Here is a 25,735-nt window from a genome sequence, read left to right as displayed (position 1 = left end):
CAGCGCCGACCGGGCACCCGAAGAACGCCGGACCGGCCCGCTCAGGCGAGCGGGCCGATCTCCCGTTCGATCGCCGCGCGCAGCTCCGGGCCGCGTACCACCTCGCGCGCGGCCTCCATCAGCGGCGCGAGGAACACGTCCGGTCCCGGCTCGCCGATCGTGCGGCCGAGCGTGTCGAGCGCCGCCCGTCCGGCCGGTGACGGCGTCAGCGGCGCGCGCAGCTGGAGTCCGCGTACGGCCGCCAGCAGCTCCACCGCGAGCAGGCTGGTCAGGTTGTCCAGCACGGTGCGCAGCTTCTTGGTGGCCGCCCAGCCCATCGAGACGTGGTCCTCCTGCATGCCACTGGTGGGCAGCGAGTCGACCGAGGCGGGCGCGGCCAGCCGGCGGTTCTCCGCCACGATCCCGGCGGCGGTGTACTGGGCGATCATCAGGCCCGAGTTCACCCCGGCGTCCGGCGACAGGAACGCGGGCAGTTCCCGGGAACGGGTGACGTCCAGCAGCCGGTCCACCCGGCGCTCGGCGATGGCGCCCACCTCGGCGGCGGCGATGGCCAGATAGTCGGCGGCGAAGCCGAGCGGCGCGCCGTGGAAGTTCCCGGTCGACTCGACCCGCCCGTCCGGCAGCACCACCGGGTTGTCCACCACCGACAGCAGCTCCCGGCCGGCCACCACCTCGACGAAGTCGAGCGTGTCCCGGGCCGCGCCGGCGACCTGCGGGGCGCAGCGCATCGAGTACGCGTCCTGCACCGCGTGCGCCAGGTCGTCGCGGTGCGAGTCCATCACCGCCGAGCCCTGCAACAGCCGGTGGATGTTCGCCGCCGACGCGGCCTGACCGGGATGCGGGCGGATCGCGTGCAGCTCGGGCAGGAACGGCCGCTCCGAGCCGAGCATCGCCTCGATGGCCAGCGCCGCCGTCACGTCCGCCATGGCGAACAGGTGCCGGGCGTCGGAGACGGCGAGCAGCAGCATGCCGAGCATGCCGTCGGTGCCGTTGATCAGCGCCAGCCCTTCCTTTGCGGCGAGTGACACCGGCTTCAGCCCGACCCGGCGCAGCGCGTCGGCGGCCGGGAGGCGGTCACCGGCCGGGCCGAGCACCCAGCCCTCACCGAGCAGCACCAGCGCGCAGTGCGCCAGCGGCGCCAGGTCGCCGGACGCGCCGAGCGAGCCGTGCTCGGGCACCCACGGGGTGACCTCGTGGTTGAGCAGGTCCACGAGCGCCTCGGCGACCAGCGGACGGACCCCGGAGCGGCCGAGCGCCAGCGAGCGGACCCGCAGCAGCATCATGGCGCGTACCACCTCGCGCGGCATCGGCGCGCCCACCCCGGCGGCGTGCGAGCGGATCAGCGCGTGCTGAAGCTCGGCCCGGCGCTCCGGGGCGACGAACGTGTTGGCGAGGGCACCGAAGCCGGTGGAGACGCCGTACACCGGGCGACCGGCCGCCTCGATGCGGTCCACGATGGACCGGGAGGTCGCCATCGCCTCGGTGGCGGCCGGGTCGAGCACGACCTTGGCGGTGCCGCGGGCCACCGCGAGCACGTCGGCGGCTGTGACGCCGGTGGACAGGATGGTCACTGTGGTCATCGCGGTACTCCGTTGTGCAGGACCTGGCGGATCAGTGGCACGCCCGGCCGGTAGGCCAGGTGCAGGTGGGACGGGGCGTCGAGGACGATCAGGTCGGCCCGCGCCCCGGGGGTCAGCCGCCCCACGTCGGTGCGGCGCAGCGCCGCCGCCCCGCCGGCGGTCGCGGCCCACACCGCCTCCGCCGGGGTCATCCGCATCTCGCGTACGGCGAGCGCGAGGCAGAACGGCATCGACGACGTGTACGACGAGCCGGGGTTGCAGTCGGTGGCGAGCGCGACTGTGACGCCCGCGTCGAGCAGCCGCCGGGCGTCCGGGTACGGCGACCGGGTGGAGAACTCGGCGCCGGGCAGCAGTGTGGCGACAGTCTCCGAGCCGGCCAGCGCGTCGATGTCGGCGTCGGTCAGGTGGGTGCAGTGGTCGACGCTGGCCGCGCCCATCTCCACGCCGAGCCGGACGCCCGGCCCGGGACCGAGCTGGTTGGCGTGCAGCCGTACGCCCAGACCGGCGGCCTGCCCGCAGGCGAGGATCGCGCGGGCGTGGTCGGCGTCGAACGCGCCCCGCTCGCAGAACACGTCGATCCAGCGGGCGTACGGCGCGGCGGCGGCGAGCATCGGCCCGCACACCAGGCCCACGTAGTCGTCCGGGCGGTCGGCGTACTCGGCCGGGACCACGTGCGCGCCGAGGAACGTGGTGTCGCCTGTGAACTCGGCGGCGATCCGCAGTGAGCGGGCCTCGTCGGCGACGTTCAGGCCGTACCCGCTCTTGATCTCGACGGTGGTGGTGCCCTGCCGCAGCATCTCCGCGTGCAGCCGGCCCACTGTGGCGCGCAGGTCGTCGTCGGAGGCCGCGCGGGTGGCGCCGACTGTGGTCCTGATGCCGCCGCCGGTGTAGGGCTCGCCTGCCATCCGGGCGGCGAACTCGGCGGCCCGGTCCCCGGCGAAGACCAGGTGGGCGTGGCTGTCCACGAAGCCGGGCAGCACCGCGGCGCCACCGGCGTCGATCCGCCGGTCGGCGGCCGGCGCGTGCCGGGCCGGACCGGTCCAGGCCACCTCGCCGTCGGAGATGAGCAGCGCGGCGTCGCGGCGGATGCCGAGCGGGTCGCCGTCGCGGCCGTCGTTGGTGACCAGCTCGCCGATGTGGTCGACGAGCAAGCTGCCGCGCGTCACGAGTCCTCCTTCGCGGTCACCGCCGCGATCGCGTCCCGCAGCTCGGTGGGTACGTCCACGGTCAGGTGCCGGCCGCCGTCCACCACGGGCCGGCCGTCCACCACGACGCTCGTCACGTCCGCGGCGGTGGCGGCGAAGAACGCGCCGACCGGCGGCACCCCGGCGGTGCGGGCGCTGTCGAGCCGTACCGTGACCAGGTCGGCCCGCTGCCCGACGGCGAGCCGGCCGGCGTCGCCCCAGCCCAGCGCGGCGTGCCCGCCGACGGTGGCGGCGGTGAGCAGCTCGGCCGGCGTGAAGTGCCCCCGCCTGCGGGTACGCAGTCGCTCGTCCATCTCCAGCGCTCGGGCCTCCTCGAACAGGTCCACCACGGCGTGACTGTCGCTGCCCAGGCTCAGCGGGCTGCCCGCGTCGGCCATCCGGCGTACCGGGCCGACCCCGTCGGCCAGGTCGCGTTCGGTGGTGGGGCAGACGCAGACCCGGGTACGGCTGTCGCCGAGCAGCGCCACGTCGGCGGCGGTCGGGTGGGTGGCGTGCACGGCTGTGGTGTGCGGGCCGAGCACGCCGTGGTCGGCCAGCAGGCGCGTCGGGGTGCACCCGTGCACGGCCCGGCAGGCGTCGTTCTCGGCCGGCTGCTCGGACAGGTGCACGTGCAGCGGCAGTCCGTTGCGGTCGGCCCAGCCGGCCACCGTGGCGAGCTGCCCGGCCGGGACCGCGCGCACCGAGTGGATGGCCGCGCCGAGCCGGACGTGCTCGTCGGACGGGCGGAACGCGTCCACCCGCTCCGCCCAGCGCAGCGCGTCACCGTCGCCGAACCGGCGCTGCGGCCCGGCCAGCGGCGCACCGTCCACGCCCCCGGCCAGGTACGCGGTGTCCAGCAGCGTGAGCCGGATCCCGGCGTGCGCGGCGGCCTCCACGAGCGCGGCGGACATGGCATTCGGGTCGTCGTACGGGGTGCCGCCGGGACCGTGGTGCAGGTAGTGGAACTCGCCCACGCAGGTGATCCCGGCCAGCGCCATCTCCGCGTACACGGCGCGGGCCAGCGCCAGGTAGGAATCGGGGTCGAGCCGGATCGCGACGGCGTACATCAGGCTGCGCCAGGACCAGAAGTCGCCGCGCCCGTCGTGGGTGCGCCCGCGCAGCGCCCGGTGGAACGCGTGCGAGTGAGCGTTTGCCAGGCCGGGCACCGTCAGGCCGGGCAGCCGGACCGCGTCGCCGAGCACCTCGACCCCGGCGGTCGGCGGACCTTTCACGGTCAGCGGGGTGACCGCGGTGAGCCGCCCGTCGGTCGCCTCGATCAGCACGTCCCGGGTGGGCTCGGCGCGATCGGGCAGCCAGGCGTACTCGGCCAGCCAGCGGGTCAGCGGCATGCCAGCTCCTCCAGCACCCGAGCCAGGGCGGCCACCCCGGCGGCGCAGTCGGCGTCGGTGGCCGCCTCGGCGGGGGAGTGCGACACCCCGGTCGGGTTGCGCACGAACAGCATCGCGGTGGGCAGGTGCGCCGCCAGCACGCCCGCGTCGTGCCCGGCGCCGGTGGGCAGCACCGGCGCGCCGAGCAGCGCGGCCAGCCGGTCGGCCAGCCCGCGGTCGAACGCGACGAGCGGGGTCGCCGACTCCTGCGTGCAGGTCAGCGCGGTCCCGTCGCGGCCGGCCCGGTCGGCGGCCTTGGTGCGTACCGCCTCGACCAGACCGTACAGCGTCTCCGCCTCGGCCGCCCGCGCGTCCAGCCAGCCGGTGACCCGGGACGGGATCGCGTTCGTGGCGTTCGGCTCGACCGACACCCGGCCGACCGTGGCGTGCGCGTCGCGCAGCCGGGCCTCCTTGTTCGCCGCCAGCACTGTGAACGCGTAGGTGAGCATCGGGTCGCGGCGGTCGGCCATCCGTGTCGTACCCGCGTGGTTGCCCTCGCCGGTGAAGTCGAACCGCCACCGGCCGTGCGGCCAGATCGCGGAGGCCACCGCGACCGGCGCGTCCAGGTCGACCAGCGCGCGGCCCTGCTCGACGTGCAGCTCCACGAAGGCCGCGAAGCGGCCGAGCAGCGCCCGGTCGGCGCCCGCCGGCCGCTCGCCCAGCGCCTCGGCGAAGGTCGTCCCGGCCTGGTCGCGCAGCCCGGCCGCGCGGTCGACGTCGATCTCGCCGGTGAGCAGCCGAGACCCCAGGCAGGGTACGCCGAACCGCGCGCCCTCCTCCTCCACGAACGCGGCCACCACCACCGGCCGGTCCGGGGTGACGCCCGCGGCCCGCAGCTCGTCCACGGCGAGGAACGCGCTGACGATGCCGAGCGGACCGTCGTACGCGCCGCCGTGCGGCACCGAGTCGAAGTGGCTGCCGGTGAGCACCGCATCGCCGGCGGCCGGGTCGCCCCACCAGGCGAACAGGTTGCCGTTGCCGTCCTGTGACACCGGCATGCCCCGCCGGTCGGCCTGCTCCCGGAACCAGCCGCGGAGCGTGCGCTCCGGCTCGGTGAGCGCGTAGCGCAGGTAGCCGCCGCTGCCGGCGTCCCGCCCGACCGGGGCGATCTCGTCCCACAGCTCCCGGAACCGGTTAGGAAGGGGCCCTTTCAATGCAGAATGCGTTAACAAGGGGCCCTTCCTTACGCTTCGGCCATCGGGACGCGGACGCCGGTGCGCCCGGCGACCTCGCGGGCGTCGTCGTAGCCGGCGTCGACGTGCCGGATCACGCCCATCGCCGGGTCGTTGGTGAGCACCCGCTCGATCTTCTGCCCGGCCAGGGCGCTGCCGTCGGCCACGCAGACCTGCCCGGCGTGGATGGACCGGCCGATACCGACGCCGCCGCCGTGGTGGATGGACACCCAGGACGCGCCGCTGGCGGTGTTGACGAGCGCGTTCAGCAGCGGCCAGTCGGCGATCGCGTCGGAGCCGTCGGCCATCGCCTCGGTCTCCCGATAGGGGCTGGCCACGCTGCCGCAGTCGAGGTGGTCCCGGCCGATCACCACCGGCGCGCTCAGCTCGCCGGAGGCCACCATCTCGTTGAACCGCACCCCGGCGCGGTCACGTTCGCCGTAGCCGAGCCAGCAGATCCGCGCCGGCAGGCCCTGGAACGCGACCCGCTCGCCGGCCATCCGGATCCACCGGGCGAGGGACTCGTTCTCCGGGAACAGGTCGAGGATGGCCCGGTCGGTGGCGGCGATGTCCTTCGGGTCGCCGGAGAGCGCGGCCCAGCGGAACGGGCCCTTGCCCTCGCAGAACAGCGGCCGGATGTATGCGGGCACGAACCCGGGGAAGTCGAACGCCCGCTCGTATCCGCCGAGCTCGGCCTCGCCCCGGATCGAGTTGCCGTAGTCGAAGACCTCCGCGCCCGCGTCGAGGAAGCCGACCATCGCCTCCACGTGCTTCGCCATCGACGCCCGCGCCCGGTCGGTGAACTCGGCCGGCTCGGCCGCCGCGTAGTCCCGCGCGTCGGCGAGGTCCACGCCCTCCGGCACGTACGACAGCGGGTCGTGCGCGCTGGTCTGGTCGGTCACGATGTCGATGGCCACGCCCCGGCGCAGCAGCTCGGGGAAGACGGTGGCGGCGTTGCCGACCACACCGACGCTCAGGGCCCGCCGGTCCCGCTTCGCGGCGAGCGCCCGCTCGACCGCGTCGTCAAGCGAGTCGGCGATCTCGTCGAGGTAGCGGTCGTGCGCCCGCCGCTCCAGCCGGGACCGGTCGACGTCCACGATCAGGCAGGCGCCGCCGTTCATGGTGACCGCGAGCGGCTGCGCGCCGCCCATGCCGCCGCACCCGGCGGTGAGCGTCAGCGTGCCGGCGAGCGTGCCGCCGAACCGCTTCTCGGCGACAGCGGCGAACGTCTCGTATGTGCCCTGGAGGATGCCCTGGGTGCCGATGTAGATCCAGGAACCGGCCGTCATCTGCCCGTACATGGTCAGGCCCAGCGATTCCAGGCGGCGGAACTCCGGCCAGGTGGCCCAGTCGCCGACCAGGTTGGAGTTGGCCAGCAGCACGCGCGGCGCCCACTCGTGGGTGCGCATCACCCCGACCGGGCGGCCGGACTGCACGAGCATCGTCTCGTCGTCGCGCAGCTCGGTCAACGTCCGCACCAGCGCGTGGTACGACGGCCAGTCCCGGGCCGCCTTGCCGGTGCCCCCGTAGACCACCAGGTCCTCGGGGCGCTCGGCCACCTCCGGGTCGAGATTGTTCATCAGCATCCGCAGGGCGGCCTCCTGCGGCCACCCCTTCGCGGTGCGTGCGGTGCCGCGGGCGGCGCGGACGGGCTGGTGCATCTCGTACTCCTCTCAGCCGAGGAACAACTGGCGGCGGGCGGCGGACGACTCGAACGCCTCGAGCCGGTTCTGGGTCTCGGCCGGTGCGGCGTCGCAGATCGCCTGGAGCACCACCATGGCCAGCGTCATCGGTGCGGTGTGCAGATCGAAGACCAGGTCGGCGCCGACGGCGGCGGGCAGCACCACCTCGGCGTGCTCGGTGGCCGGGCTCACCGGCGAGTCGGTGATCGCCACGACCGTCAGCCCGGCGTCCCGGGCCTCGCGCAGCGCGTCCAGGGTCTCGCGGGGGTAGCGGGGCAGCACGAACGCCAGCATCGCCGTCGCGCCGGCCGCGACCGCCTGGTCCAGGCGGTCGACCAGCATGCTGCCGCCGTCGTCGAGCACCCGCACGTCCGGGTGCACCTTGGCGGCGAAGTACGCGAAGTACGCGGCGAGCGGCGCGGCGGCGCGCAGCCCGAGCACCGGCAGCGGACGGCTGGCCGCGAGCAGCTTCCCCACCTCGGCGACCCGGCCGGCGTCGGCGAGCTGTGCGGCGAGCCGGTCGAGATTGTCCCGCTCGGCGTGCACCGCCCGTTGCAGGGCGTTGCCGGCGGCCGGTCCGGCCGCCCCGGTGACAGTCAGTTCCCGTAGGCGTCGGCGCAGCGCGGGGTAGCCGTCGTGCCCGAGCGCCATGGCGAACCGGGTCACCGACGGCTGGCTGACGCCTGCCAGCTCGGCCACCTCGGCGGCGGACAGGTACGCCGCCGCGCCCGCGTGCCGCACCAGGCAGTGGGCGATGCGGCGCTGGGTCGGGGTGAGCCGTACGCCGTGGAACAGGTCGAGCAGGCGGTCAGGGGAGGCCGCACTGCTTTCATTCACGAGCTGACTCTATGCATGAAAACTTTCAGAGCGCAAGAGTGGCCCGACCGCAGGGAGATCCGATGGGCGTGCTCTCTGTACTATCCGCACGGCGGGTGAGCAGAGGAGTGGGGCATGCAGCCGGAAGGTCCGTACAGGTTCACCGAGGTGCTGGGCGAGTGTCAGGTCGGCAGGGCCTGGGCCGCGCTCGACGGGCAGGACCGCGCGCTGACCGTGGCGGTCCTGGACGGCGCCGCAGCCGGCGACCAGCGCTGGCGCGAGGCGTTCACCAACGCGGCGAACGTGCTGGCCCAGACGCCCGGCGGCCACCGGTACGTCAACTCCGACTTCGCCGCCGGCCAGCCCTGGGTGGCGTACCCGTCCGAAGAGGACGGCGCGGCCGAGCGGCTGTTCCGCAGCCTGGGCATGGACTACCAGCGCACCGCCACCGCCGAGATCCTCCCGCCGCCCCCGCCGGTGTCCGCGCCGCCGCAGCAGGTCTCGTCCCCGCCGCAGTTGCCGTGGAGCCCGCAGCCGTGGGCGATGACGCCGCAGCAGCCGGTCTCCGGCGCGCCCGTCTCGTCCGGCGCGCCCGTGTCACCCGGCATGCCGGTGTCGCCGGGCATGCCGGTGCCGGCGATCCCGGCCCAGGCCACCGCCCCGGATCCGCTCGTGCCGACCGGCGGTCCCCGGATCGCACCGGTCGCCCGCCCGCCCAAGAGCCGTACCGGCCTGTGGATCGGAGGTCTGGTCATGGCGGCGGTGCTGGCCGGCGGCGCCGGTCTGCTCGCCGGACGGTCGCTCGCCGACGGTGGCGAACCGTCCACTCCGGCGGCCAGCGCCTCCCCGGCGCTCTACGAGGCCACCCAGCAGTCGCTGAACAAGGCGAAGTTCGACGCCACGCTCATGCCGATCGCCGAGCCGTGGCTCGACGGGGTGGGCGGTTGCGCGATCAACACCGAGAAGAGCGGCCCCGGGCTCGCCGCCGGCGAGAAGCAGCACGTCTTCTGCCGCTACCTGGGCGTGTCGGTGCACTTCGCCGAGTACGAGTCGGCCGAGAAGAAGGAGGCGGCGCGCGCCTTCCGCCAGCAGATGGGCATCATCGGCCGTGCGCTCGCGCCGGGCATGCGGGAGGCCGGACCGGCCACCGGCGGCGTCAGCGGGGCGCAGGGCAGCTACGTCGAGTACGCCGGCAACGGCCAGGACGGCCGCCCGGTCTGCGGCATCTGGTGGGGCCGCGACGACAACACGAGCGCGATCTACATGGAGACGCCGTGCGGCGCCGGGCTCGGCGGCAACTGGGACGCCCTGCGCGACCTCTGGCAGCGGCACAGCTAGGACGCCGCGCGCCCGCTAGCGGACGCGGGCGCCGTTCGGCGGCGGCACCAGGCAGACGTCGCTGCCCTTGGTGACGCCCGCGGCCAGGTCGAAGCGGACCACGCGCGCCCCGCTGAACTGCCGCTCGGTGACCGCCACGCCGCTGCCGCCGAGCCGGACGATGACGTCCCGGTTCGCCCCGTCGGCCCAGTCGGTGGCCTGGAACAGCCAGACCCGGGATCGTCCGGGCAGCAACGCCGACACGGTCCGCCCCGGGCACCCGCCGGGGCCGGCCGCGACCACATAGGCGTCCGCCGCCGGGCCGTACCACGCCTGGGCGTTCCACGAGACCGTGGTGGCCAGCACCAGGTCACCCGGGCGGCGTTTGTCGTCCAGGTAGCCCAGCGCGCCCCGGTAGTCGACCGCGTTCGCGCCGCCGCCCTGGGCGAAGGCCCGCGCCGGATGCACAGTCGCCACCACTGCGGTGGCCAGCTGCGGAACGGCGAGCGCGAGCAGGAGCACCACCCCGACCAGCCATCTGATCCGGGCGGGCAGGCCGGCCCGCATCGGTGGCGGTGCGACGGCGAGCGCGGCGAGCAGCAGGCAGGCCGGCACCGCGTAGAGCGCCAGCCGGCCGTTGAACGGGTAGACCGACACGGCCGCGCCGGCCAGCCCGGCCGTCAGGGGCGTGAGCAGGACCAGCACCGCCACAGTGGAGAGCCGGCGCAGCCCGGCGGCCGTGCCCAGCACCAGCAGCGGTACGACGACCCACGCCGACCAGGCCACGAACGGCACTGTGGCGAGACTCCGGTACGTCGCCGCGAGCCATTCCACTGTGGCGGCCAGGTCGGTGAGCGAGTGCGCCGGATAGATCGACTTCGCCCGCCAGTACGCGGCGAGCTGCGGATCGGCGAGTCCCGGCGCCAGGAACAGCACGTAGACCACGAGCGCGACCACGCCCCAGGCCGGCGCCGGGGCGAGGAACCGGCCCAGTTCACGCCACCTGCTCGCCCACTGCCGATCCGGGCGGGACAGCGCATACCCGCCCAGCAGCACGCTGAGCGCGCCGGTGACCGGAATGGACAGGGTGCTGACGAACGCCATGACCGCCGCGGCCGACCAGAACACCGCCGACCCGGCCCAGGTCGGGCCGGTCCGGACGAGCAGCAACGCCAGCCCGACCACGAGCGTGACGCCGAACGCCTCGGCGCTGTACTGCTTCAGCTCGTTGGAGTAGCCGATGAGGAACGGCGCGACGGCGACCAGCAGCAGCGCCGCCAGCGCGGCGAGCGGCGGCAGGAGTGCCCGGCCGAGCCACGCCACGAGCGGCAGCAGCGCCAGCCCGAACAGCAGCGGCACCAGCCGCAGTGCCCGCTCACCGTCGCCGAACTGCTCGAACGCGAACCGTTCCAGCCACAGCCAGCCGGGCGGCGCCGACTGGCTGAACGCCAGCGGCTGCAACAGGTCCAGGTAGCCGCGCTCCCGGATGTTGTGCGCCACGTACAGCTCGTCGCTCCAGAAGCTGCGCGCGTACGCCCACTGCCGGATCCGCAGCACGGCGCCCAGCGCGACGAGCAGGCCCGCGACGGACCAGTACGGGGACCGGCTCAGCCGGTCCCACGCGAGCGCGACGAGCGCCACCGGCGTGCCCGGCCGCGACGGCACCGGCGTCGCCGACGCGGGCGCCATCGAGGGGGAGAAGGCCGGGCGTGTCACGGACACGGCGAGACGGTATCAAAGCGTCATTCACGTCAGCGGCCCCGCGACCGGCTTCGATCACTGGCCGGCGCGGTCCGGCGTGGACGGAGTGGCGGAGACCGCCGTGCCGACCAGCCCGGCGGCCCGGCGGTGCCGGCGTGCCGGTCGCGGCAGGCCGACCAGGAACTCCGGGAACATGCCGAAGAACGTCCGGGCGCTGCGCAGCTCCAGCGTGTGCGCCCGGGACCAGCGCACCGAGTTGGTCGCGCGCGCCCAGTGGTGGGTCCACCGCACGTCACCGAGCACCGCCACCGGCATCCCGTTACGCCAGGCGCGCAGCCCCAGCTCGTGATCCTCGTAGTAGAGGAAGAATCGCTCGTTCCATCCGCCCAGCTCGGTGACGTCGGCGGTCCGGCCGGCCACCGCCGCGCCCATCACCCAGGCCACGTGGCGCGTCTCGCCGGGCGCGGCCACCAGCCGGTACGCGGCGTGCAGCCGGGACAGCGGCCACACCTTCCGGTTGCCGAGTTTCGCCGTCGCGTACGGGAAGCCGCGCCCGTTGGCCTGCGGTGTGCCGTCGGTGCCGAGCAGTTGCGGCGCGACCAGTCCGCCGTGCGTGTCCAGGTGCCGGGCCAGCACGTCCAGGTCGTCCGGGCGCACCTCCAGGTCCGGGTTGGCGAACAGCACGTACCGGCCGGTCGCCTCGCGCAACGCGACGTTGTTGGCGCGGGAGAAACCGACGTTCTCCGGCAGCCGGATCACCCGCGCGCCCAGCTCCTCGGCGACCGCCGCCGAGTCGTCGGCCGAGGCGTTGTCGACCACCAGCCACTCGTACGGCTTCGGACCGTGCCAGCAGCGGCGCAGCGTGTCCGCCGAGTGATAGCTGACAGTCACCACTGTCCACGGCTGTGCCGTCATCACGCCCTCCGAGCGGTCAGGTAGCCGAGCAGGGACGCGAACCCGAACCGTGGCCCGGACCAGCGGCGGCGGGCCGCCGGCCCTTCGGCCAGCCCGCGTCCGATGCCGCGCAGGAACGGGCGCAGCAGGCCCTGCCGGATCCGCCGGGCGGCGAGCGCGAGGTGTGCGAGCGCCAGCACCGGCACCGCCACGAGCAGCAGCGGCCAGGTGAACGTGCGGGACGCGACCAGCAGCCGGTTGCGGGCCAGCAGGAACGCCCGGAACCCCTGCAACCGGTCGTCGCCGTCCACGCTGTGGCCGCCCGCGTGCGGCAGCACCACGTCCAGCCCGCGCGTGCGCAGCCCGGAGGCGTAGAGCCGGAACGCCAGGTCGGCGTCCTCACCCCAGGCGAACAGGTGCTCGTCGAAGCCGCCGAAGCGCCGGTACAGCGCGGCCGGGAAGACCGCCGCGCCGCCGGACGGGCCGAGCGGGGCACGGCCGGCGGCGGACCGCCTGTCGATGAACAGCGACACCGGGTTCAGGTCGATGCCCACGTACTCGCCGCCGTGCATGGCGAGGCCGACAGCGAGCGGGGCGTCCGGGTCGGCGGCGACGGCGGCGCAGATCCGGGCCAGCGCGTCGTCGGGCAGCCACACGTCCGGGTTCAGCAGGAGCAGGTGGCTCGTGGTGACCGTCGCCGCACCCCGGTTGCAGCCGGCCGCGAAACCCGGGTTGGTGGAGTCGGGCAGGTACGCGTACCGGTCGGCCGGCAGGTGCCCGGCGATCACCTCGGCGCACCCGTCGGAGGGCCAGTTGTCCGCGAAGACGAACCGGACCGGCAGGTCACCGGCGCTGCGGACCCAGGTCGGCAACGTCTCGGCGAGCATGCCGGCGGACCGGTAGAGGACGGTGACCACTGTGAGCCCGTCGAACGTCATGCCGTGCTCCTGCCCAGCCGGTGCAGCACCCAGAGGCCGGGCACCAGGCTCAGCCAGGTCGGATAGATCAGCGGATACAGCTCGTAGACGCCGAACAGCGCGAAGTAGACGACGAACGCCCGCGCCAGTTGCTTCGCCGGCGCCCGGGAGAACTCGAACCACCGTTCGGTCGCGCCCACCGCCAGCCCCAGCGCGGCCAGGAAGAACACTGCGCCCAGTGGGCCGTAGTCGAGCAGCGGGATGGCCACGAACGTCGCGGTGTTCATCAGGTACGGCTGGCTGAGCTGGGACGTCAGGCCGTACAGGTCCGCCTTGCCGACGATCGGCTCGACCCGGGAGCCGAGGAACGTCAGCGAGTACGTGCCGTACCGGGGTTCCAGGTGCTCCCGCTGCGACCACACCCGTCCGAACGTCTCGGTGGACGAACTCAGCGACAGGTCGAGCGATCCGGCGCTGCTGGTCAGCGCGTTGCTGCCGTAGCGGGCCCGGAACTCGGTCTCGAACGCGCCGGTGCCGGCCATGGTGCGCTGCCCGCCGAGGAACACCGCCGCGCCGAGCGCCACCGCGCCGATCAACAGCACCACAGGCGTCCGCGCGGCCAGGAACGACGCGGCCCGTCCCCGGGTACGCCGGACCGACAGCGCCGCGATCAGCGCGGGCGCGATGCCCACCAGCACCGAGTTCTTGCTCGCGCCGAGCGCGGCGCCGACGGTGAAGACAGCGGTGAGCGCGTAGTAGACAGGCAGCGCCCGCCCGCGCGCGGACAACGCGCGCAGCAGCGAGACGGCCATGCCGAGCGTCCACGCCTCGGACAGCAGTCCGATGATCAGGTTCGACTGCTCGCGCAGCACCTGCCGGGCGGCGTCCGGGTTGTCGGCGAGCAGCGGCGGCACCGTGCCCCGGAACCGGATCGCCGCGGTCACCACCGCGACGCCGAGCAGCACGAGCAGGTACGTCAGCAGGCGCCGCTCGGACGGCCAGGACAGCGCCGGGCGGGACCGGTCGCCGTCCTCGTCCCGCCTGTCGATCAGCCGCCGGCCCACCGCCCAGGTCAGCAGGAAGACCGTGACGTAACCGGCGAGCACCGGCAGCACCCCGCGACCGGCCCAGGAGTCGTACGGGCCTGGTAACACCCGTACGGCCAGCAGCGCGGCGGTCCAGACGGCGGCGCAGGCGGCGAGCGCCCACATCCGCAGGCGCGCGGCGAACAGCGTGCCGACCGCCAGCGCGAGCGCGACGGCGAACCCGGCGTCGAGCGTGGCCAGCAGCAGGGCAGCGCCGAGCGCGAACGGGATCCCGACCGACCAGAGGCGTCGCTCAGCGGGTGCCACGGGCGACCGTCCGGTACAGGTCGTGCCAGGTGTCCACGCATCCGTCGAACGAGTGCCGGTCGGCGTACTGCCGGGCCAGCTCGCGCCGCCGCTCGTCCCACGCGGCCGGGTCGGTGGCCGTCCGCACGGCGGCGGCCAGCGCCTGCGGCGTCAGGTCCGCCCGGTACGCGAGCACACCGTCACCGGCGGCTGTCACCTCGGTCAGCCCGCCCGCGCCGGAGTGCACCACCGGCACGCCGAGCGACATCGCCTCCAGGGCGCTGCGCCCGAACGCCTCCACCCGGGACGGCACCAGCAGGCAGTGCAGCCGTTGCAGGAACGGCGCGGCGTCGACGCGGCCGACCAGGTGCAGGTTCGGCCGCTCCTCGACCTCGACGGTGCCCGCGCCGGCGACCAGGAACTCCACGTCCGGCAGCGCCGCGGCGACGTCCGCCAGCAGGTCGGCGCCCTTCTCCCGTTCCAGGCGGCCGAGGAAGCCGACCCGCACCGGGCCGTCCGGCGCGAGGCCGCCGGTGTCGGTCACCTGCGGCCAGATGGCGGGCAGCGGGTTCGGGATCACCCGCACGTCGCGGATCCGCCCGCCTACCCGGAGCTCGTCAGCCTCGAAGCCGGAGACCGCGACCGTCGCGTGCGGCCGCAACCGCCGGAACATCAGGTCGGTGCTGATGTTGGCCTGCACCGCGGCCTTGGCGCGCAGCGTCTCCGCCGTGTCGCGGTACTGCCAGAGGCTGTTGTGCAGCGTCACCACGAGCGGCGTGCGGCGGCCCCGCACGCCCAGCCCGGCGCGGGCGTGCATCGCGGCGGAGAGCAGGTGCGCGCTCACCACGTCCGGTCGCAGCTCCTCGACGAGGGCGCGGATGCCGCGCGCGTACCCGAGGTCCACCCGCTTGGCCGCGCCCAGCGGACGCCACGGCACACCCGCCTCCCGCAACGCCGCCGCGACCTCGTCGTCGGGCGTGGCGGCGACCACGTCGACGTCGCGGGCCGCGAGCGCCGGCAACATCTCGATCAGGAAGCGCTCGGCGCCGCCGAGCTGCCGCCGCCCCGACCCGCCGGTGGTGCAGACGAACAGCACCCTCATCGGACGCCCATGCCTTCCAGGGCGCCGCGGGCGATCGCCCGCCGCGCCGCCCCGCCGCCCACCGCCGCCCGGGCGAGCACCCCCAGCGTGTACGCGGAGCAGGCCACGGTGCCCCGCCACCCGGCCAGCTCACGGCTGGCCCGGATGAACTCCCGGGTCTGCCGGCGGGAGATCTCCTCGGCCGCCCACCGGCGCTTCGCGCTCGCGTCGTCCTCGTGCGTGACCACCGCGTCCGGCAGGTACGCCAGGCGCAGTCCCAGCCGGCGCACCGCCCAGCACAGCCGCAGGTCCTCCGAGTAGAAGAACGACGACTCGTCCACCCCGCCGATCCGGTCCAGCGTCTCCCGCCGGATCGCCACGAACGGCCCGGAGAGCCAGTCACCGCGCTCCGGCGGGGCCACGATCCGCAGCCTCGGGAACACCAGGCTGAGCCCGGTGGCGTGCGCGAGTCCGGTGCCCACGGTCAGGAACCGGCCGGCGGCGGTCTGGTCCCGGCCGGTCGCGTCGAGCACCTTCGGGAACGCCGCGCCGACCGCCGGGTCGTCCAGCTCGGCCACCAGCCGCTCGATCGCGCCCGGCCGCACCAGGATGTCGTTGTTGGACAGCACCACCCGGGACCGGGTGCTGTGCCGGACACCGAGGTTCATGCCCTTGGCGTAGCCGAGGTTCGTCTCCGAGCGCACGTACCGGGCGCCGGTCTCGGCGCACATGGCCCGCAGCCTGTCGCTGATCTCGGCGGCGCTGCCGTTGTCCACCACGACGGCTTCCACACCGTCTGGCAGCGAGCGGACGCAGCCGTCGGTGCGCTCGAAGTCTTCCCAGGTCAACACGACGATTGAGACGTCCACCGCTAGGCCATCCGATTGACGAGGAGGTGCGTGGACCGCTGGAGTCGCTGCCGGGTGCGCAACGCGTAGACGCCGTAGGCGACCGACGACGCGACCGCGGCGCCGAGCGCGCCGGCCCACGGGATGAGCAGAACGTACAGCACCACCGACACCGACATGGTGACGAGGGCCACGGCGGTGGTGGCCTGCTCGCCCGCGCGCTTGAGCAGCGCCGCGCTCCACGTCTTGCCGGCCGACAACGCCAGCGTCCCGGGCAGCAGGAGCAGCCCGAAGAGCCAGGCGTCGCGGTAGTCGGGCGCCAGCACGCCGAGCACCGCCAGGCCGATCACGGCGAGCGCGGCGATCGGCAGCGCCGACTTCACGACCTCGCGGCCGTGGTCGCCGATCGCGTCCGGGTCACGCTCGGCCAGGATCCGCTGCGCCCGTACGACCGCGCCGGACTGCGCGAACTCCAGCGCCGCCACCGCCAGCGCGAACACGCCGAGCGCGCCCGCGCCGGCGAAGCGGGCCACCAGGACCTGGCTCAGCCGGTACGTCAGCATCTGCGCGCACACCCCGACGTGCAGCCGGCCCACGGCGAGCAGGTCGGCGCGGTACTCCGTGCGCCCCGCCGTCGCCGCCGGCACCGGCCCGAACCGCCGCGCCCAGCCCAGCACCGCGACCCCGAGCACGGTGGCGGTGGCGACCTGGACGCCCAGCCACAGCACACTCCACAGGCCACCGTCCAGCCGGTGGCCCAGCCAGAGCAGCCCGTACCCGGCGACCAGCACCGCGCCGCCGAGCGCCCGCATGGTGTAGACGAACCAGAACCGCTTGAGGCGCAGGCCGAGCGAGGCCGCCGTGTTGAACACGGTGAGCGCGCAGCCCGCGCCGATGCCCACCGGGTGGCTGCCCAGCCCGGCGAGCGTGGTCAGCAGCGCCGCTGCCAGCGCGGTGAGGCCGAGTGAGACGGTGAGGATGCCGGCGATCCACAGGCGACCGCGCGACATGATCCAGCCGGCCGGACGGGACAGCAGGAACGTGTCCACGGACAGGCCGCCGAGCGCGGCGCCCACGGTGGCGCTCACCATGTTCGCCGCGAGTTCACCGCGTTCGGCGGCCGGCAGCGTCACCGACACCAGCGCGGCGAGCCCGGTCAGGCCCAGGGCGACCAGATAGAGACGCTCGGGGGAGACGATCCGCCGGACCCGGCCTAACACCCGGCGCCCAGGCGCCGGCACCGGCCGCGAGCCGGCCACGCGGAATCCACTCGTCTTCCCCCAAGATGCGCGGATGTGTGCGGGCCTGTTCTACCCGACATGAGCGCCGCTGCGCAATGGACCCGGCGGGCGGGTACGCCCGCGGCCTCCCGCCGCCGGTAGGGTGACGCGTCGTGGACCTCGCCCACTTCCGCGACACGATCGGCAGGCGGTGGCCGATCGTGCTGGCGCTGACGCTGCTGTGCGGCGCGCTCACCGGGGTCCTCGCCGAACGGCGACCGCCGGTCTACCGGGCCGAGACCCAGATGGTCGTCACGTTCGCCGCCGAGAAGTCGGCCGCCCCGCAGCCCCGCCCGCCTGCCGACGAGGCGGGCCGGCTGATGCAGCGGCGGGTCAAGACGTACGCCACCATGATGAACACGCCCCGGCTGACCCGCCCGGTGATCGACTCGCTCGGACTGCCGTACACCACCGACGACCTGGCCGGCCGCGTCGTCGCCTCGTCCACCGTCGACTCCCTGGCGATCGACGTGGCGGTCACCGACCGGTCCGCCGGCACCGCCGCGGCGATCGCCGCGGCGCTCGCCGCCGAACTGCAACGGATCGCCGAGCGCGACCTGCCGCCCGCCGGGCTCGGCCTCAAGGCCCACGTCGCAGTGGTCCGGGCCGCCGCGCCGCCGCCGCGTTCCGAGCCGGTGCGGTGGCAGTGGTACGCCCTCGGCGGTGCGCTCGGCGGCCTGGCGCTCGGGGTCGGCATCGCGTTGGTGCTCGGCTACCGCCGGGCCGGCACTCCGGTGAGCGCGGACGTGCGGGCGCTCTGGGCGACGACGGTGCGCCGTGCGGCCGGGGTGCCGGGTCAGACCGACGGCCGGGTCGCCGACGCTTCGGTGAAGGAGCGGCAGGCGTCGTAGCCGGGCAGCAGACCCGCGGCGCGCGCCTCGGCCAGGCGTGGCGCTGCCGCATCCCGCTCGGACAGCAGCGGCATCGCCGCCGGCCAGTCGATCCCGAGGTCCGGATCCAGCGGGTGTACCGTGTGCTCGGCCGCCGGGTTGTACGTGGCGGAGCAGAGGTAGCTGAGCGTCGCGTCGTCGGTGAGCGCGCAGAACCCGTGCCCCAGCCCTTCGGCCAGGTAGACGGCCCGCCGGTCGGTGTCGTCGAGGCGTACCGCCTCCCACCGGCCGTACGTCGGCGAGCCGGCCCGCACGTCCACCACCACGTCCAGCACCGCCCCGCGTACGCAGGTGACGTACTTGGCCTGGCCGGGCGGTACGTCGGCGAAGTGGATGCCGCGCACCACGCCCCGCGCCGAGACGGACAGGTTGGCCTGCGCCAGCCGCAGCGGACGGCCGACCGCCTCGGCGAGCCGGTCGAAGCGGTACCACTCCAGGAACAGGCCCCGCGCGTCGCCGTGCCGGCGCGGGGTCACCTCCCAGGCGCCCTCGATGCTCAGCGGACGGATCTTCACGACGCGCTCCCCGAACCGGACCGCTCGGCCAGCAGGCCCAGCAGGTATTCACCGTAACCGCTGCGCGTCAGCGGATGGGCCAGCATCCGCAGCCGCTCGTCGTCGATCAGCCCGGACCGCCAGGCGACCTCCTCGACACAGCCGATCTTCATGCCCTGGCGCTCCTCGATCACCCGGACGAACTCGGCGGCCTGCATCATCGACGTGAACGTGCCGGTGTCCAGCCAGGCGGTGCCCCGGTCGAGGACCGTCACCGTCAGTTCGCCCCACGCCCGGTACGTCTCGTTGATCGCGGTGATCTCCAGCTCGCCCCGGGCGCTCGGCGTCAGCTTGCGGGCGATGTCGACCACCCGGTTGTCGTAGAAGTAGAGGCCCGGCACCGCGTACCGGGACCGGGGACGGGCCGGCTTCTCCTCGATCGACAGCACCCGGCCGGCGTCGTCGAACTCGACCACGCCGTAGTCCTGCGGGTTCGCGACCGGGTACGCGAAGACCCGCCCACCGGCCGGTTCGCCGTGCTGCGCGAGCTGCCGTCCGAGCCCGACACCGTGGAAGATGTTGTCGCCGAGGATCAGCGCCACCGCCTCGTCGCCGACGAAGTCGGCGCCGAGCAGGAACGCCTGCGCGATGCCCTCCGGGCGGGGCTGCTCGGCGTACGTCAGGCGCAGGCCCCACTGGCTGCCGTCGCCGAGCAGCCGCTCGAACTGGGTGCGGTCCTCCGGTGTGGTCACCACCAGGATTTCCCGCACCCCGGCCATCACCAGAGTGGAGAGCGGGTAGTAGACCATCGGCTTGTCGAACACCGGCATCAGTTGCTTCGAGACGGCCCGGGTCATCGGCCAGAGCCGGGATCCGGTGCCACCGGCGAGAAGGATTCCGCGCACCCGCGGAGACTACCCGCGGCGCCGCCGCCCCCGTGGCCCGTCGACGTCCCGCCCGGGCTGCCGGTACGGCGTAGACTCCACCATCCGTGAGGATCCTCGTCACCGGCGGCGCCGGCTTCATCGGGTCGGAGTACGTGCGGATGCTGCTGGGCGTGCCCGGCGGCGACGCGTCCGGGGTGCCGGTCGAGGACCCGGCCGCGCTGACCGTGCTGGACAAGCTCACCTACTCCGGCAACCTGGCGAACCTGGCACCGGTACGCGACGACCCCCGGCTGCGCTTCGTCCGCGGCGACATCTGCGATCCGGCGCTGGTCGACGAGGTGGTGCCGGGCCACGACGTGGTCGTCCACTTCGCCGCCGAGTCGCACGTGGACCGTTCGATCACCGGCGCGGCACCGTTCGTCACCACGAACGTGCTCGGCACCCAGACGCTGCTGGACGCCGCGCTGCGGCACGGCATCAGCCGGTTCGTGCACGTCTCGACCGACGAGGTGTACGGCTCGATCGACTCCGGCTCGTGGACGGAGGACTGGCCGCTGGCGCCGAACTCGCCGTACTCGGCGTCGAAGGCCGGGTCTGACCTGCTGGCGCTGTCCTACCACCGCACCCACGGCCTGGACGTCGTGGTGACCCGCTGCTCCAACAACTACGGGCCGTACCAGTTCCCGGAGAAGGTCGTCCCGCTGTTCGTAACCAACCTGCTCGACGGCGGCACAGTGCCGCTCTACGGCGACGGCGGCAACGTCCGGGACTGGCTGCACGTGCACGACCACTGCCGGGGCGTGGCGATGGTGCAGGAGAAGGGTCGGGCCGGCGAGGTCTACCACATCGGCGGCGGCACCGAGCTGACCAACCGGCAGCTCACCGAGCGGCTCCTGGCGGCGTGCGGCGCGGGCTGGGACCGGGTCGTGCCGGTCACCGACCGCAAGGGCCACGACCGCCGCTACTCGCTGGACATCGGCAAGATCAGTAGCGAGCTGGGGTACGCCCCGAGCATCGACCTCGACCGGGGCCTGGCCGAGACGGTCCGCTGGTACCGGGACAACCGGGCCTGGTGGGAGCCGTTGAAGACGGCCGGCCCCGAATGACCCGGATCCTGGTCACCGGCGCGGGCGGGATGCTCGGGCGGGACCTGCTCGCCGTGCTGCGGACCCGGCCGGACCTGTCCGTCACCGCCGCCGGCCGCGCCGACCTCGACGTCACCGACGCGCACGCGGTCCGGGACGCGGTGGGCGGCCACGACGTGGTGCTCAACGCCGCCGCGTGGACCGACGTGGACGGAGCCGAGACCCGCGAGCGGGACGCCACAGCCGTGAACGGCGACGCGGTCGCCGCGCTGGCCCACGCCTGTGCCGGGTCCGGCGCGCGCCTCGTGCACGTCTCCACCGACTACGTGTTCGCAGGCGACGCCACCGAGCCGTACCCGGAGGACGCCCCGACCGGCCCGGTGAACGCGTACGGGCGCAGCAAGCTCGCCGGGGAGCGGGCGGTGGCCCGGCTGCTGCCGGAGACCGGGTACGTGGTGCGTACCGCCTGGCTCTACGCCACCCACGGGCACAACTTCGTCACCACCATGCTGCGGCTGGCAGCCGAACGCGACCGGCTCGACGTGGTGGACGACCAGCGCGGCCAGCCCACCTGGTCGTACCGGTTCGCGGAGCGTCTCGTGGCGCTCGCCGACGCGGCGCTCGCCGGCGACGCGGCACCCGGGACGTACCACGGCACCGCCGCCGGCGAGACCACCTGGTACGGCCTGGCCCGCGCCGTCTTCGCCCTGCGCGGTCTCGACCCGGACCGGGTCCGGCCGACGACGAGCGACCGCTTCCCGCGCCCGGCGCCGCGCCCCCGGTACGGCGTGCTGGCGCACGGCCGCTGGGCGGCGGCGAAGCTGCCGCCGCCGGGCCACTGGCGGGCGGACCTGGCGCAGGCGCTGACCGGCGACCGCGGCTAGCGGCCGCCGCCCCGGAAGACCTCGGTGACGGTACGCAGCACGATCTTGATGTCGAGCCAGAGCGACCAGTTCTCGACGTAGTAGTTGTCGAACCGCGCCCGGTCCGAGATCGGCGTGTCCCCGCGCAGCCCGCTGACCTGAGCGAGCCCGGTGAGTCCGACCGGTACGCGGTGCCGCATCGCGTACCTCGGGTATTCCATGGAGAACTTCTCCACGAAGTACGGCCGCTCCGGCCGGGGCCCCACCACGCTCATCTCGCCGCGCAGGATGTTCCACAGCTGCGGCAGCTCGTCCAGCGAGGTCCGCCGCATGAACCGCCCGATCGGGCCGACCCGCTCGTCGTGCGCGATCGACCAGGTGGTCTGCGACTCGAGCTCGTCGGCCGGGCGCATCGACCGGAACTTGATCACGTGGAACGGCTTGCCGTACCGGCCGATGCGCTCCTGACGGAAGAACACGCCCCGGCCGCCGTCGAGGAACGTGGCGACGACGCAGAGCAGCAGCAGCGGGCTCAGCACCAGCAGGGCGGTCACCGCGAACACCACGTCGGAGGCGCGCTTGAGTCGCCACCGGGGACCGGTGAGCGTGGTGTCGCCGATCTTGACGATCGGGATGGCGCCGATGTGGTCCGGGTAGCCGCCCTGCGACCGCGACCCCCACAGGCGCGGCACCGCCCACAGGTCACAGCGCGAACTGGCCGGACGCAGCAGCGACTCCATCAGGTCGGCCTCGGAGCAGTCCGGGTCCGCGATGACCAGGACCTCGCACTCCAGCATCTCGGCGAGCTTCTCCAGGTCGTCGATCGTGCCGATGAGCGGCAACGCGCCGATCCGCGGCCGCGACGGGGCGTCGACAGCGCCGACGAACCGCAGCCCGTACTGCGGGTAGCGCCGCAGCAGCCGGGCCAGCTCGCCGCCGATCGGCCCGCCGCCGATGACTATGGCGTTGTGCTCCACCCACCGGCGCTTGCGGGCCAGCAGGATGAGCCGGCTGTTCAGCGCCCGCCCGACGATCACCAGGCCGGCGGAGAGCGCGACGCCGCGCATGAACCCGCTGACGTACGGCACCGAGTCGTGCCGCAGCGCTGCGATGATCGCCCCCACCGCGCCGGAGGCCAGCAACCGGCCGCCGAGGCTCGGCAGTTCGTCCAGGATGCTGATGTGCCGGCGCGGCCGGTAGAGCCCGCCCGCGGCGAACAGGCCCACGGTGAGCGCGGCGTTGAACAACGTGCCACGCCAGTAGTTCTGGGTCAGCAGCAGCGGCGTGAGCAGCGCCGCGACGTCGATGGGCGCGGTCACCATCCAGGCCCGCAACCATCGGGTACGCGTCGATGCCCGCGACCCCGCGTACGGCAGCACCGTGGTCGTGTCCATGCCGCTGTCCATCGGCCTGTTCATGGCCACACCGGACGGCGGCGCAGACGGATGCTCGAACGCCGGCAGGCGTGGCATGGTCGATCCTCCCCCGTGACGCCGCCGGCCCGGATACAGAGACCGACGGCGATCGCAGGATACGAGCGACCCCGCCCCGCCGCCAGCACCGGCATGGCAGATCGACGTCCTACTTTCCGCTGATGGCGAGGATCTCGGGGACCGAGTCGCGGCGCACCGCGTCGAACAGCGTCTTCGAGCGCGCCGGATCGGGGAACACGACGCTCTCGCTGCCGACCCGGCCGGTGCCCTTGACCGGGCAGGTGAAGAACGTCAGGTTGCCGCCGCGCAGGCCCCGCATCTCCATCGCCAGATCCACCAGCGACAGTGACTTGTCGACGGCAACCGAGTCGGACGTGGCACGGACGAACGAGTTGAGCTTGGCCGGGTTGGTCATCACACCGCCCGAGGCGGCCTTGTCCAGAATCGCCTTGATCACCTGCTGCTGGTGCCGGATCCGCGCGAAGTCGCCGTCCGGGAAGGCGTGCCGCTCCCGCGCGTAGTCCAGCGCGGCGGCCCCGTCCATCGTCTGCCGGCCCTTCTCGAAGGTCCGCGTGCCGATCAGCGAGTACTTCGTGGTGAAGCCCTTCTCCACGTCGATCTCGACACCGCCGAGCGCGTCGATGATCTCCTTGAAGCCGGCGAAGTCGACCATCGCCACGTTGTCCACCCGTACGCCGCTGAACTTCTCCACCGTCTGCACCATCAGCGGCACACCGCCCCAGGCGTACGCGGCATTGATCTTCGCGTCGCGACCGCCGCGGCCCTCCTTCGACTTCGGGACGGCCGTCCAGGTGTCGCGGGGGATCGAGATGAGCTGGGCGCTCGACCGGTCCTTCGGCAGGTGGGCCAGGATGATCGTGTCGCTGCGCGAGCCGCCGGTGCTCTCCGGGTCGCGGGAGTCACTGCCCAGGATCATGATGTTCATGGCGCCCTTGGCCTCGACCTGCGGGCGCGACTCCTCCGGCACGCCCTCGAAGGCGTCGACCCGCTCGATCGACTTGTCGACCGAGCGGTAGTAGAGGCCGCCAGCCAGGGCGGTGCCGCCGCTCAGCAGCACCACCACCAGCAGCACGATCAGGGCGATCCGCCGGCCCCGGCGGCGCCGGGGCCGCTCCTCCTCCGCGGGCCCGCCCGGCTCCACATCGGAGCCCTGCGCGCGCGGGTCGGAATCGGTGAGCTGGTGGCGATCTGACATGCCGCGATGCTACTGAGTCACGTCGTACCGTGTGGACCCGCGCCCGGACGGTGACGCCCCGGCGGCGCGGGACCGCCGCGACGAGGTGGCCGGTTCCGGGCCTTGCCGCCGGGTGGCCGCCGGATCGATGATGGTGAGGAATGCCACATCGACCGAGGAGTCGAGATGCAGGTTATCCACCAACCGCGGGTGGCGTGGGACGCCGCCCGGGTCATCGGCGGGGCGATCCACGACGAGCACCTGTTCGGCTGGCTGCGCGGCGAACTCGGCGCCCTGATGGGCCCCGCGGCGGCGGTGGCCCTGGACGAGACCCGTGACCGGGTCCGCTGGGCCGGCGACGCCCGGCTGCCGGTCGAGACCGGCGTCTGGCGGGTCCGCCTGGAGGACTCGCTGCGGCAGGACCCCGACCTCGCCGGCGGGCTGGCCGGTGTCGTCTCCACCGCCCGTACACTGCGCCCGGTTTAGCTTTCGCTTAGTTCGCTTGTCCGGCGGCACGCCGGTCCGGCAGCATCGACCGGCGTGACCGACGGCACCGCACCCCACCCGCCGACAGCCGGCGACCCGCCCGGACCCGCCGCCCCGGACGGTCGTCGCCGCGCCGCCACGCGCCGTCGCCGCCTGGCCGCCGCCGGTCTGGTCACAGTCGCCGCCGCGGTCGCGGTGACCCTCGCGGTACGCGGAGGCGCCGCCCCCGCCTGCGCCGCACCGCCCGTCGGCGGCGCGACGCACAGCGGCAAGGCCACCTTCTACGACTCCGAGGGCGCCGGCGGCAACTGCTCCCGGCCCGCTGCGCCCGCCGACCGGATGTACGTCGCGCTCGGCCCGAGCGAGTACGCCTCCGGCGCCTCCTGCGGCGGCTTCCTCGACGTCACCGGCCCACGCGGCACCGTCCGGGTGCTGGTGATGGACCAGTGCCCGGAGTGCGCGCCCGGTCACCTCGACCTCTCCGCCGAGGCGTTCGCCCGGATCGCCGACCCGGTACAGGGGGTGGTGAAGGTCAGCTACCGCGCGGTGGTGAACCCGAGGCTGTCCGGCCCGCTCACCTTCCGCATGAAGGAGGGCTCGTCGCAGTGGTGGTTCGCCGTCCTGGTCGGTGACCACGGCAACCCGTTGCGCTCGGTCGAGGTGCGGCAGAACGGCTCGTGGCGGGCGGCGCAGCGGCAGGACTACAACTACTGGCTGATCGCGTCCGGGGCCGGTCCCGGCCCGTACGAGATCCGGGTCACCGACGTGTACGGCCACCGCGCGACAGCAACTGGTATCCGGATGCTCCCCGGCCAGGTGCAGCGCAGCAAGACGCGCATGTACGGCGCCGATCCCGCCACCCCCAGACCCACCCCGAAGAAGCCGACCCCCACACCCAGGACCCCCACCCCCAGCCCTCCGACCTTCCTCACGCCGTCGCCCACCCCCGACGCCCCCACCTCAGCCGCAACGGAACCCCTGGTGCAGGCAGCCGCCGCCCCTCCCACCCAGGCGCCCTGCTCCTGACCCGCCCAGGGCTCCTGCCGAGCCCTCAGCTCGCCGATCTTGCACTTGTGGCCCTCGACCTGCCCTGGATGCGGCTTTTGCGGGGGCGGAAAGTGCAAGACGCTTCTATGTCTGTGGTGATCGGTTCGGCTGATTGCCGTTAGGGTTCGGCGTTGGTGATCACTTGGGTGGCTCTTCGTTGATCC

At 74.0% G+C, this 25,735-nt stretch carries 23 protein-coding genes; 6 read left to right on the top strand and 17 right to left on the bottom strand.

Going from position 1 to position 25,735, the window contains the following annotated elements; all coding sequences use genetic code 11:
* Positions 1-41: 41 nt before the first annotated feature.
* From hutH to FB455_RS24430, 6 genes are read right to left on the bottom strand one after another with little or no spacing between them, the layout of a single operon-like run.
* Positions 42-1,580: a histidine ammonia-lyase gene (gene hutH / locus FB455_RS24455; protein ID WP_071096540.1), complete on the bottom strand. Its 1,539-nt coding sequence runs from the start codon at positions 1,578-1,580 to the stop codon at positions 42-44.
* Positions 1,577-2,746, bottom strand: coding sequence for an imidazolonepropionase (gene hutI / locus FB455_RS24450; protein ID WP_145755043.1), 1,170 nt, complete (start codon positions 2,744-2,746; stop codon positions 1,577-1,579). Before hutI ends, hutH begins: the two co-directional genes overlap by 4 nt.
* Complete coding sequence (locus FB455_RS24445) at positions 2,743-4,107, bottom strand: formimidoylglutamate deiminase (protein WP_186466435.1); 1,365 nt, start codon at positions 4,105-4,107, stop codon at positions 2,743-2,745. The genes hutI and FB455_RS24445 overlap by 4 nt, the downstream gene beginning before the upstream one ends.
* Positions 4,104-5,324: an allantoate amidohydrolase gene (locus tag FB455_RS24440; protein WP_145755041.1), complete on the bottom strand. Its 1,221-nt coding sequence runs from the start codon at positions 5,322-5,324 to the stop codon at positions 4,104-4,106. Before FB455_RS24440 ends, FB455_RS24445 begins: the two co-directional genes overlap by 4 nt.
* An 11-nt stretch (positions 5,325-5,335) precedes the next feature.
* Positions 5,336-6,985 carry a urocanate hydratase gene (gene hutU, locus FB455_RS24435; protein WP_145755040.1) on the bottom strand — a complete coding sequence of 550 codons (1,650 nt, stop codon included), beginning with the start codon at positions 6,983-6,985 and terminating at the stop codon, positions 5,336-5,338.
* A gap of 12 nt (positions 6,986-6,997) precedes the next feature.
* On the bottom strand, positions 6,998-7,843 hold the full coding sequence (locus tag FB455_RS24430; protein WP_145755039.1) for a MurR/RpiR family transcriptional regulator: 846 nt from the start codon (positions 7,841-7,843) through the stop codon (positions 6,998-7,000).
* Positions 7,844-7,957: 114 nt separating this feature from the next.
* Here FB455_RS24430 and FB455_RS24425 point away from each other — a divergent pair, with 114 nt between their 5' ends.
* Entirely contained in the window at positions 7,958-9,160 is a 1,203-nt protein-coding gene (locus tag FB455_RS24425) for a hypothetical protein (protein WP_013284369.1), read from the top strand.
* Positions 9,161-9,175: 15 nt separating this feature from the next.
* On the opposite strand, the gene FB455_RS24420 is transcribed toward FB455_RS24425, so the two are convergent.
* From FB455_RS24420 to FB455_RS24390, 7 genes are read right to left on the bottom strand one after another with little or no spacing between them, the layout of a single operon-like run.
* Positions 9,176-10,861, bottom strand: coding sequence for a glycosyltransferase family 39 protein (locus tag FB455_RS24420; RefSeq protein ID WP_486481569.1), 1,686 nt, complete (start codon positions 10,859-10,861; stop codon positions 9,176-9,178).
* A gap of 54 nt (positions 10,862-10,915) precedes the next feature.
* Positions 10,916-11,755 (bottom strand): glycosyltransferase, encoded by an 840-nt coding sequence (locus FB455_RS24415; protein WP_145755038.1) that lies wholly within the window; start codon positions 11,753-11,755, stop codon positions 10,916-10,918.
* Positions 11,755-12,672 (bottom strand): glycosyltransferase, encoded by a 918-nt coding sequence (locus tag FB455_RS24410; RefSeq protein ID WP_145755037.1) that lies wholly within the window; start codon positions 12,670-12,672, stop codon positions 11,755-11,757. The genes FB455_RS24415 and FB455_RS24410 overlap by 1 nt, the downstream gene beginning before the upstream one ends.
* Entirely contained in the window at positions 12,669-14,003 is a 1,335-nt protein-coding gene (locus tag FB455_RS24405) for a hypothetical protein (RefSeq protein WP_145755036.1), read from the bottom strand. The genes FB455_RS24410 and FB455_RS24405 overlap by 4 nt, the downstream gene beginning before the upstream one ends.
* Positions 13,990-15,084, bottom strand: coding sequence for a glycosyltransferase family 4 protein (locus tag FB455_RS24400; RefSeq protein WP_145755035.1), 1,095 nt, complete (start codon positions 15,082-15,084; stop codon positions 13,990-13,992). The genes FB455_RS24405 and FB455_RS24400 overlap by 14 nt, the downstream gene beginning before the upstream one ends.
* Positions 15,081-15,914, bottom strand: a complete 834-nt coding sequence (locus tag FB455_RS24395) for a glycosyltransferase (RefSeq protein WP_486481572.1) — start codon at positions 15,912-15,914, stop codon at positions 15,081-15,083. The genes FB455_RS24400 and FB455_RS24395 overlap by 4 nt, the downstream gene beginning before the upstream one ends.
* 20 nt (positions 15,915-15,934) lie before the next feature.
* Positions 15,935-17,170: a hypothetical protein gene (locus FB455_RS24390; protein WP_145755033.1), complete on the bottom strand. Its 1,236-nt coding sequence runs from the start codon at positions 17,168-17,170 to the stop codon at positions 15,935-15,937.
* Positions 17,171-17,304: 134 nt separating this feature from the next.
* Between FB455_RS24390 and FB455_RS24385 the strand changes: the two genes are divergently transcribed.
* Positions 17,305-18,042 (top strand): YveK family protein, encoded by a 738-nt coding sequence (locus tag FB455_RS24385; protein WP_145755032.1) that lies wholly within the window; start codon positions 17,305-17,307, stop codon positions 18,040-18,042.
* On the opposite strand, the gene rfbC is transcribed toward FB455_RS24385, so the two are convergent.
* Both rfbC and rfbA read right to left on the bottom strand, forming a co-directional pair.
* Positions 17,988-18,596, bottom strand: a complete 609-nt coding sequence (gene rfbC, locus FB455_RS24380; protein ID WP_030270250.1) for a dTDP-4-dehydrorhamnose 3,5-epimerase — start codon at positions 18,594-18,596, stop codon at positions 17,988-17,990. The genes FB455_RS24385 and rfbC overlap by 55 nt on opposite strands.
* The gene (gene rfbA / locus FB455_RS24375) at positions 18,593-19,480 is read right to left on the bottom strand and encodes a glucose-1-phosphate thymidylyltransferase RfbA (protein WP_030270248.1); all 888 of its coding nucleotides are present in this window, start codon (positions 19,478-19,480) and stop codon (positions 18,593-18,595) included. The genes rfbC and rfbA overlap by 4 nt, the downstream gene beginning before the upstream one ends.
* Positions 19,481-19,566: 86 nt before the next feature.
* On the opposite strand from rfbA, the gene rfbB reads away from it, so the two are divergent.
* Complete coding sequence (gene rfbB / locus FB455_RS24370; RefSeq protein ID WP_145755031.1) at positions 19,567-20,568, top strand: dTDP-glucose 4,6-dehydratase; 1,002 nt, start codon at positions 19,567-19,569, stop codon at positions 20,566-20,568.
* Positions 20,565-21,431 carry a dTDP-4-dehydrorhamnose reductase gene (rfbD, locus tag FB455_RS24365; protein ID WP_145755030.1) on the top strand — a complete coding sequence of 289 codons (867 nt, stop codon included), beginning with the start codon at positions 20,565-20,567 and terminating at the stop codon, positions 21,429-21,431. Before rfbB ends, rfbD begins: the two co-directional genes overlap by 4 nt.
* On the opposite strand, the gene FB455_RS24360 is transcribed toward rfbD, so the two are convergent.
* Both FB455_RS24360 and FB455_RS24355 read right to left on the bottom strand, forming a co-directional pair.
* Positions 21,428-22,882, bottom strand: coding sequence for a sugar transferase (locus tag FB455_RS24360; RefSeq protein WP_036310515.1), 1,455 nt, complete (start codon positions 22,880-22,882; stop codon positions 21,428-21,430). The two genes, rfbD and FB455_RS24360, sit on opposite strands and share 4 nt — an antisense overlap.
* Positions 22,883-22,991: 109 nt before the next feature.
* Positions 22,992-24,059 carry an LCP family protein gene (locus tag FB455_RS24355; RefSeq protein ID WP_013284383.1) on the bottom strand — a complete coding sequence of 356 codons (1,068 nt, stop codon included), beginning with the start codon at positions 24,057-24,059 and terminating at the stop codon, positions 22,992-22,994.
* Between the two features lie 165 nt (positions 24,060-24,224).
* Between FB455_RS24355 and FB455_RS24350 the strand changes: the two genes are divergently transcribed.
* The gene (locus tag FB455_RS24350) at positions 24,225-24,524 is read left to right on the top strand and encodes a hypothetical protein (RefSeq protein WP_013474253.1); all 300 of its coding nucleotides are present in this window, start codon (positions 24,225-24,227) and stop codon (positions 24,522-24,524) included.
* 54 nt (positions 24,525-24,578) lie between these two features.
* A complete protein-coding gene (locus FB455_RS24345; protein WP_013284385.1) occupies positions 24,579-25,550 on the top strand; it encodes an expansin EXLX1 family cellulose-binding protein in 972 nt (323 codons plus the stop codon).
* Positions 25,551-25,735: the final 185 nt, after the last annotated feature.

The organism is Micromonospora sp. CNZ296 (assembly GCF_007827635.1).
Note: the sequence above shows the minus strand (reverse complement) of the source record. Positions and strands in the feature narration are given on the sequence as shown.

What these genes read in the sequence shown, in the direction of transcription:
- FB455_RS24360 (WP_036310515.1), bottom strand. Translation starts at nt 22,882, where the DNA reads ATGCCACGCCTGCCGGCGTTCGAGCATCCGTCTGCGCCGCCGTCCGGT.
- FB455_RS24355 (WP_013284383.1), bottom strand. Translation starts at nt 24,059, where the DNA reads ATGTCAGATCGCCACCAGCTCACCGATTCCGACCCGCGCGCGCAGGGC.
- FB455_RS24425 (WP_013284369.1), top strand. Translation starts at nt 7,958, where the DNA reads ATGCAGCCGGAAGGTCCGTACAGGTTCACCGAGGTGCTGGGCGAGTGT.
- hutU (WP_145755040.1), bottom strand. Translation starts at nt 6,985, where the DNA reads ATGCACCAGCCCGTCCGCGCCGCCCGCGGCACCGCACGCACCGCGAAG.
- FB455_RS24400 (WP_145755035.1), bottom strand. Translation starts at nt 15,084, where the DNA reads ATGAGGGTGCTGTTCGTCTGCACCACCGGCGGGTCGGGGCGGCGGCAG.
- FB455_RS24410 (WP_145755037.1), bottom strand. Translation starts at nt 12,672, where the DNA reads ATGACGTTCGACGGGCTCACAGTGGTCACCGTCCTCTACCGGTCCGCC.
- FB455_RS24350 (WP_013474253.1), top strand. Translation starts at nt 24,225, where the DNA reads ATGCAGGTTATCCACCAACCGCGGGTGGCGTGGGACGCCGCCCGGGTC.
- rfbD (WP_145755030.1), top strand. Translation starts at nt 20,565, where the DNA reads ATGACCCGGATCCTGGTCACCGGCGCGGGCGGGATGCTCGGGCGGGAC.
- hutH (WP_071096540.1), bottom strand. Translation starts at nt 1,580, where the DNA reads ATGACCACAGTGACCATCCTGTCCACCGGCGTCACAGCCGCCGACGTG.
- FB455_RS24415 (WP_145755038.1), bottom strand. Translation starts at nt 11,755, where the DNA reads ATGACGGCACAGCCGTGGACAGTGGTGACTGTCAGCTATCACTCGGCG.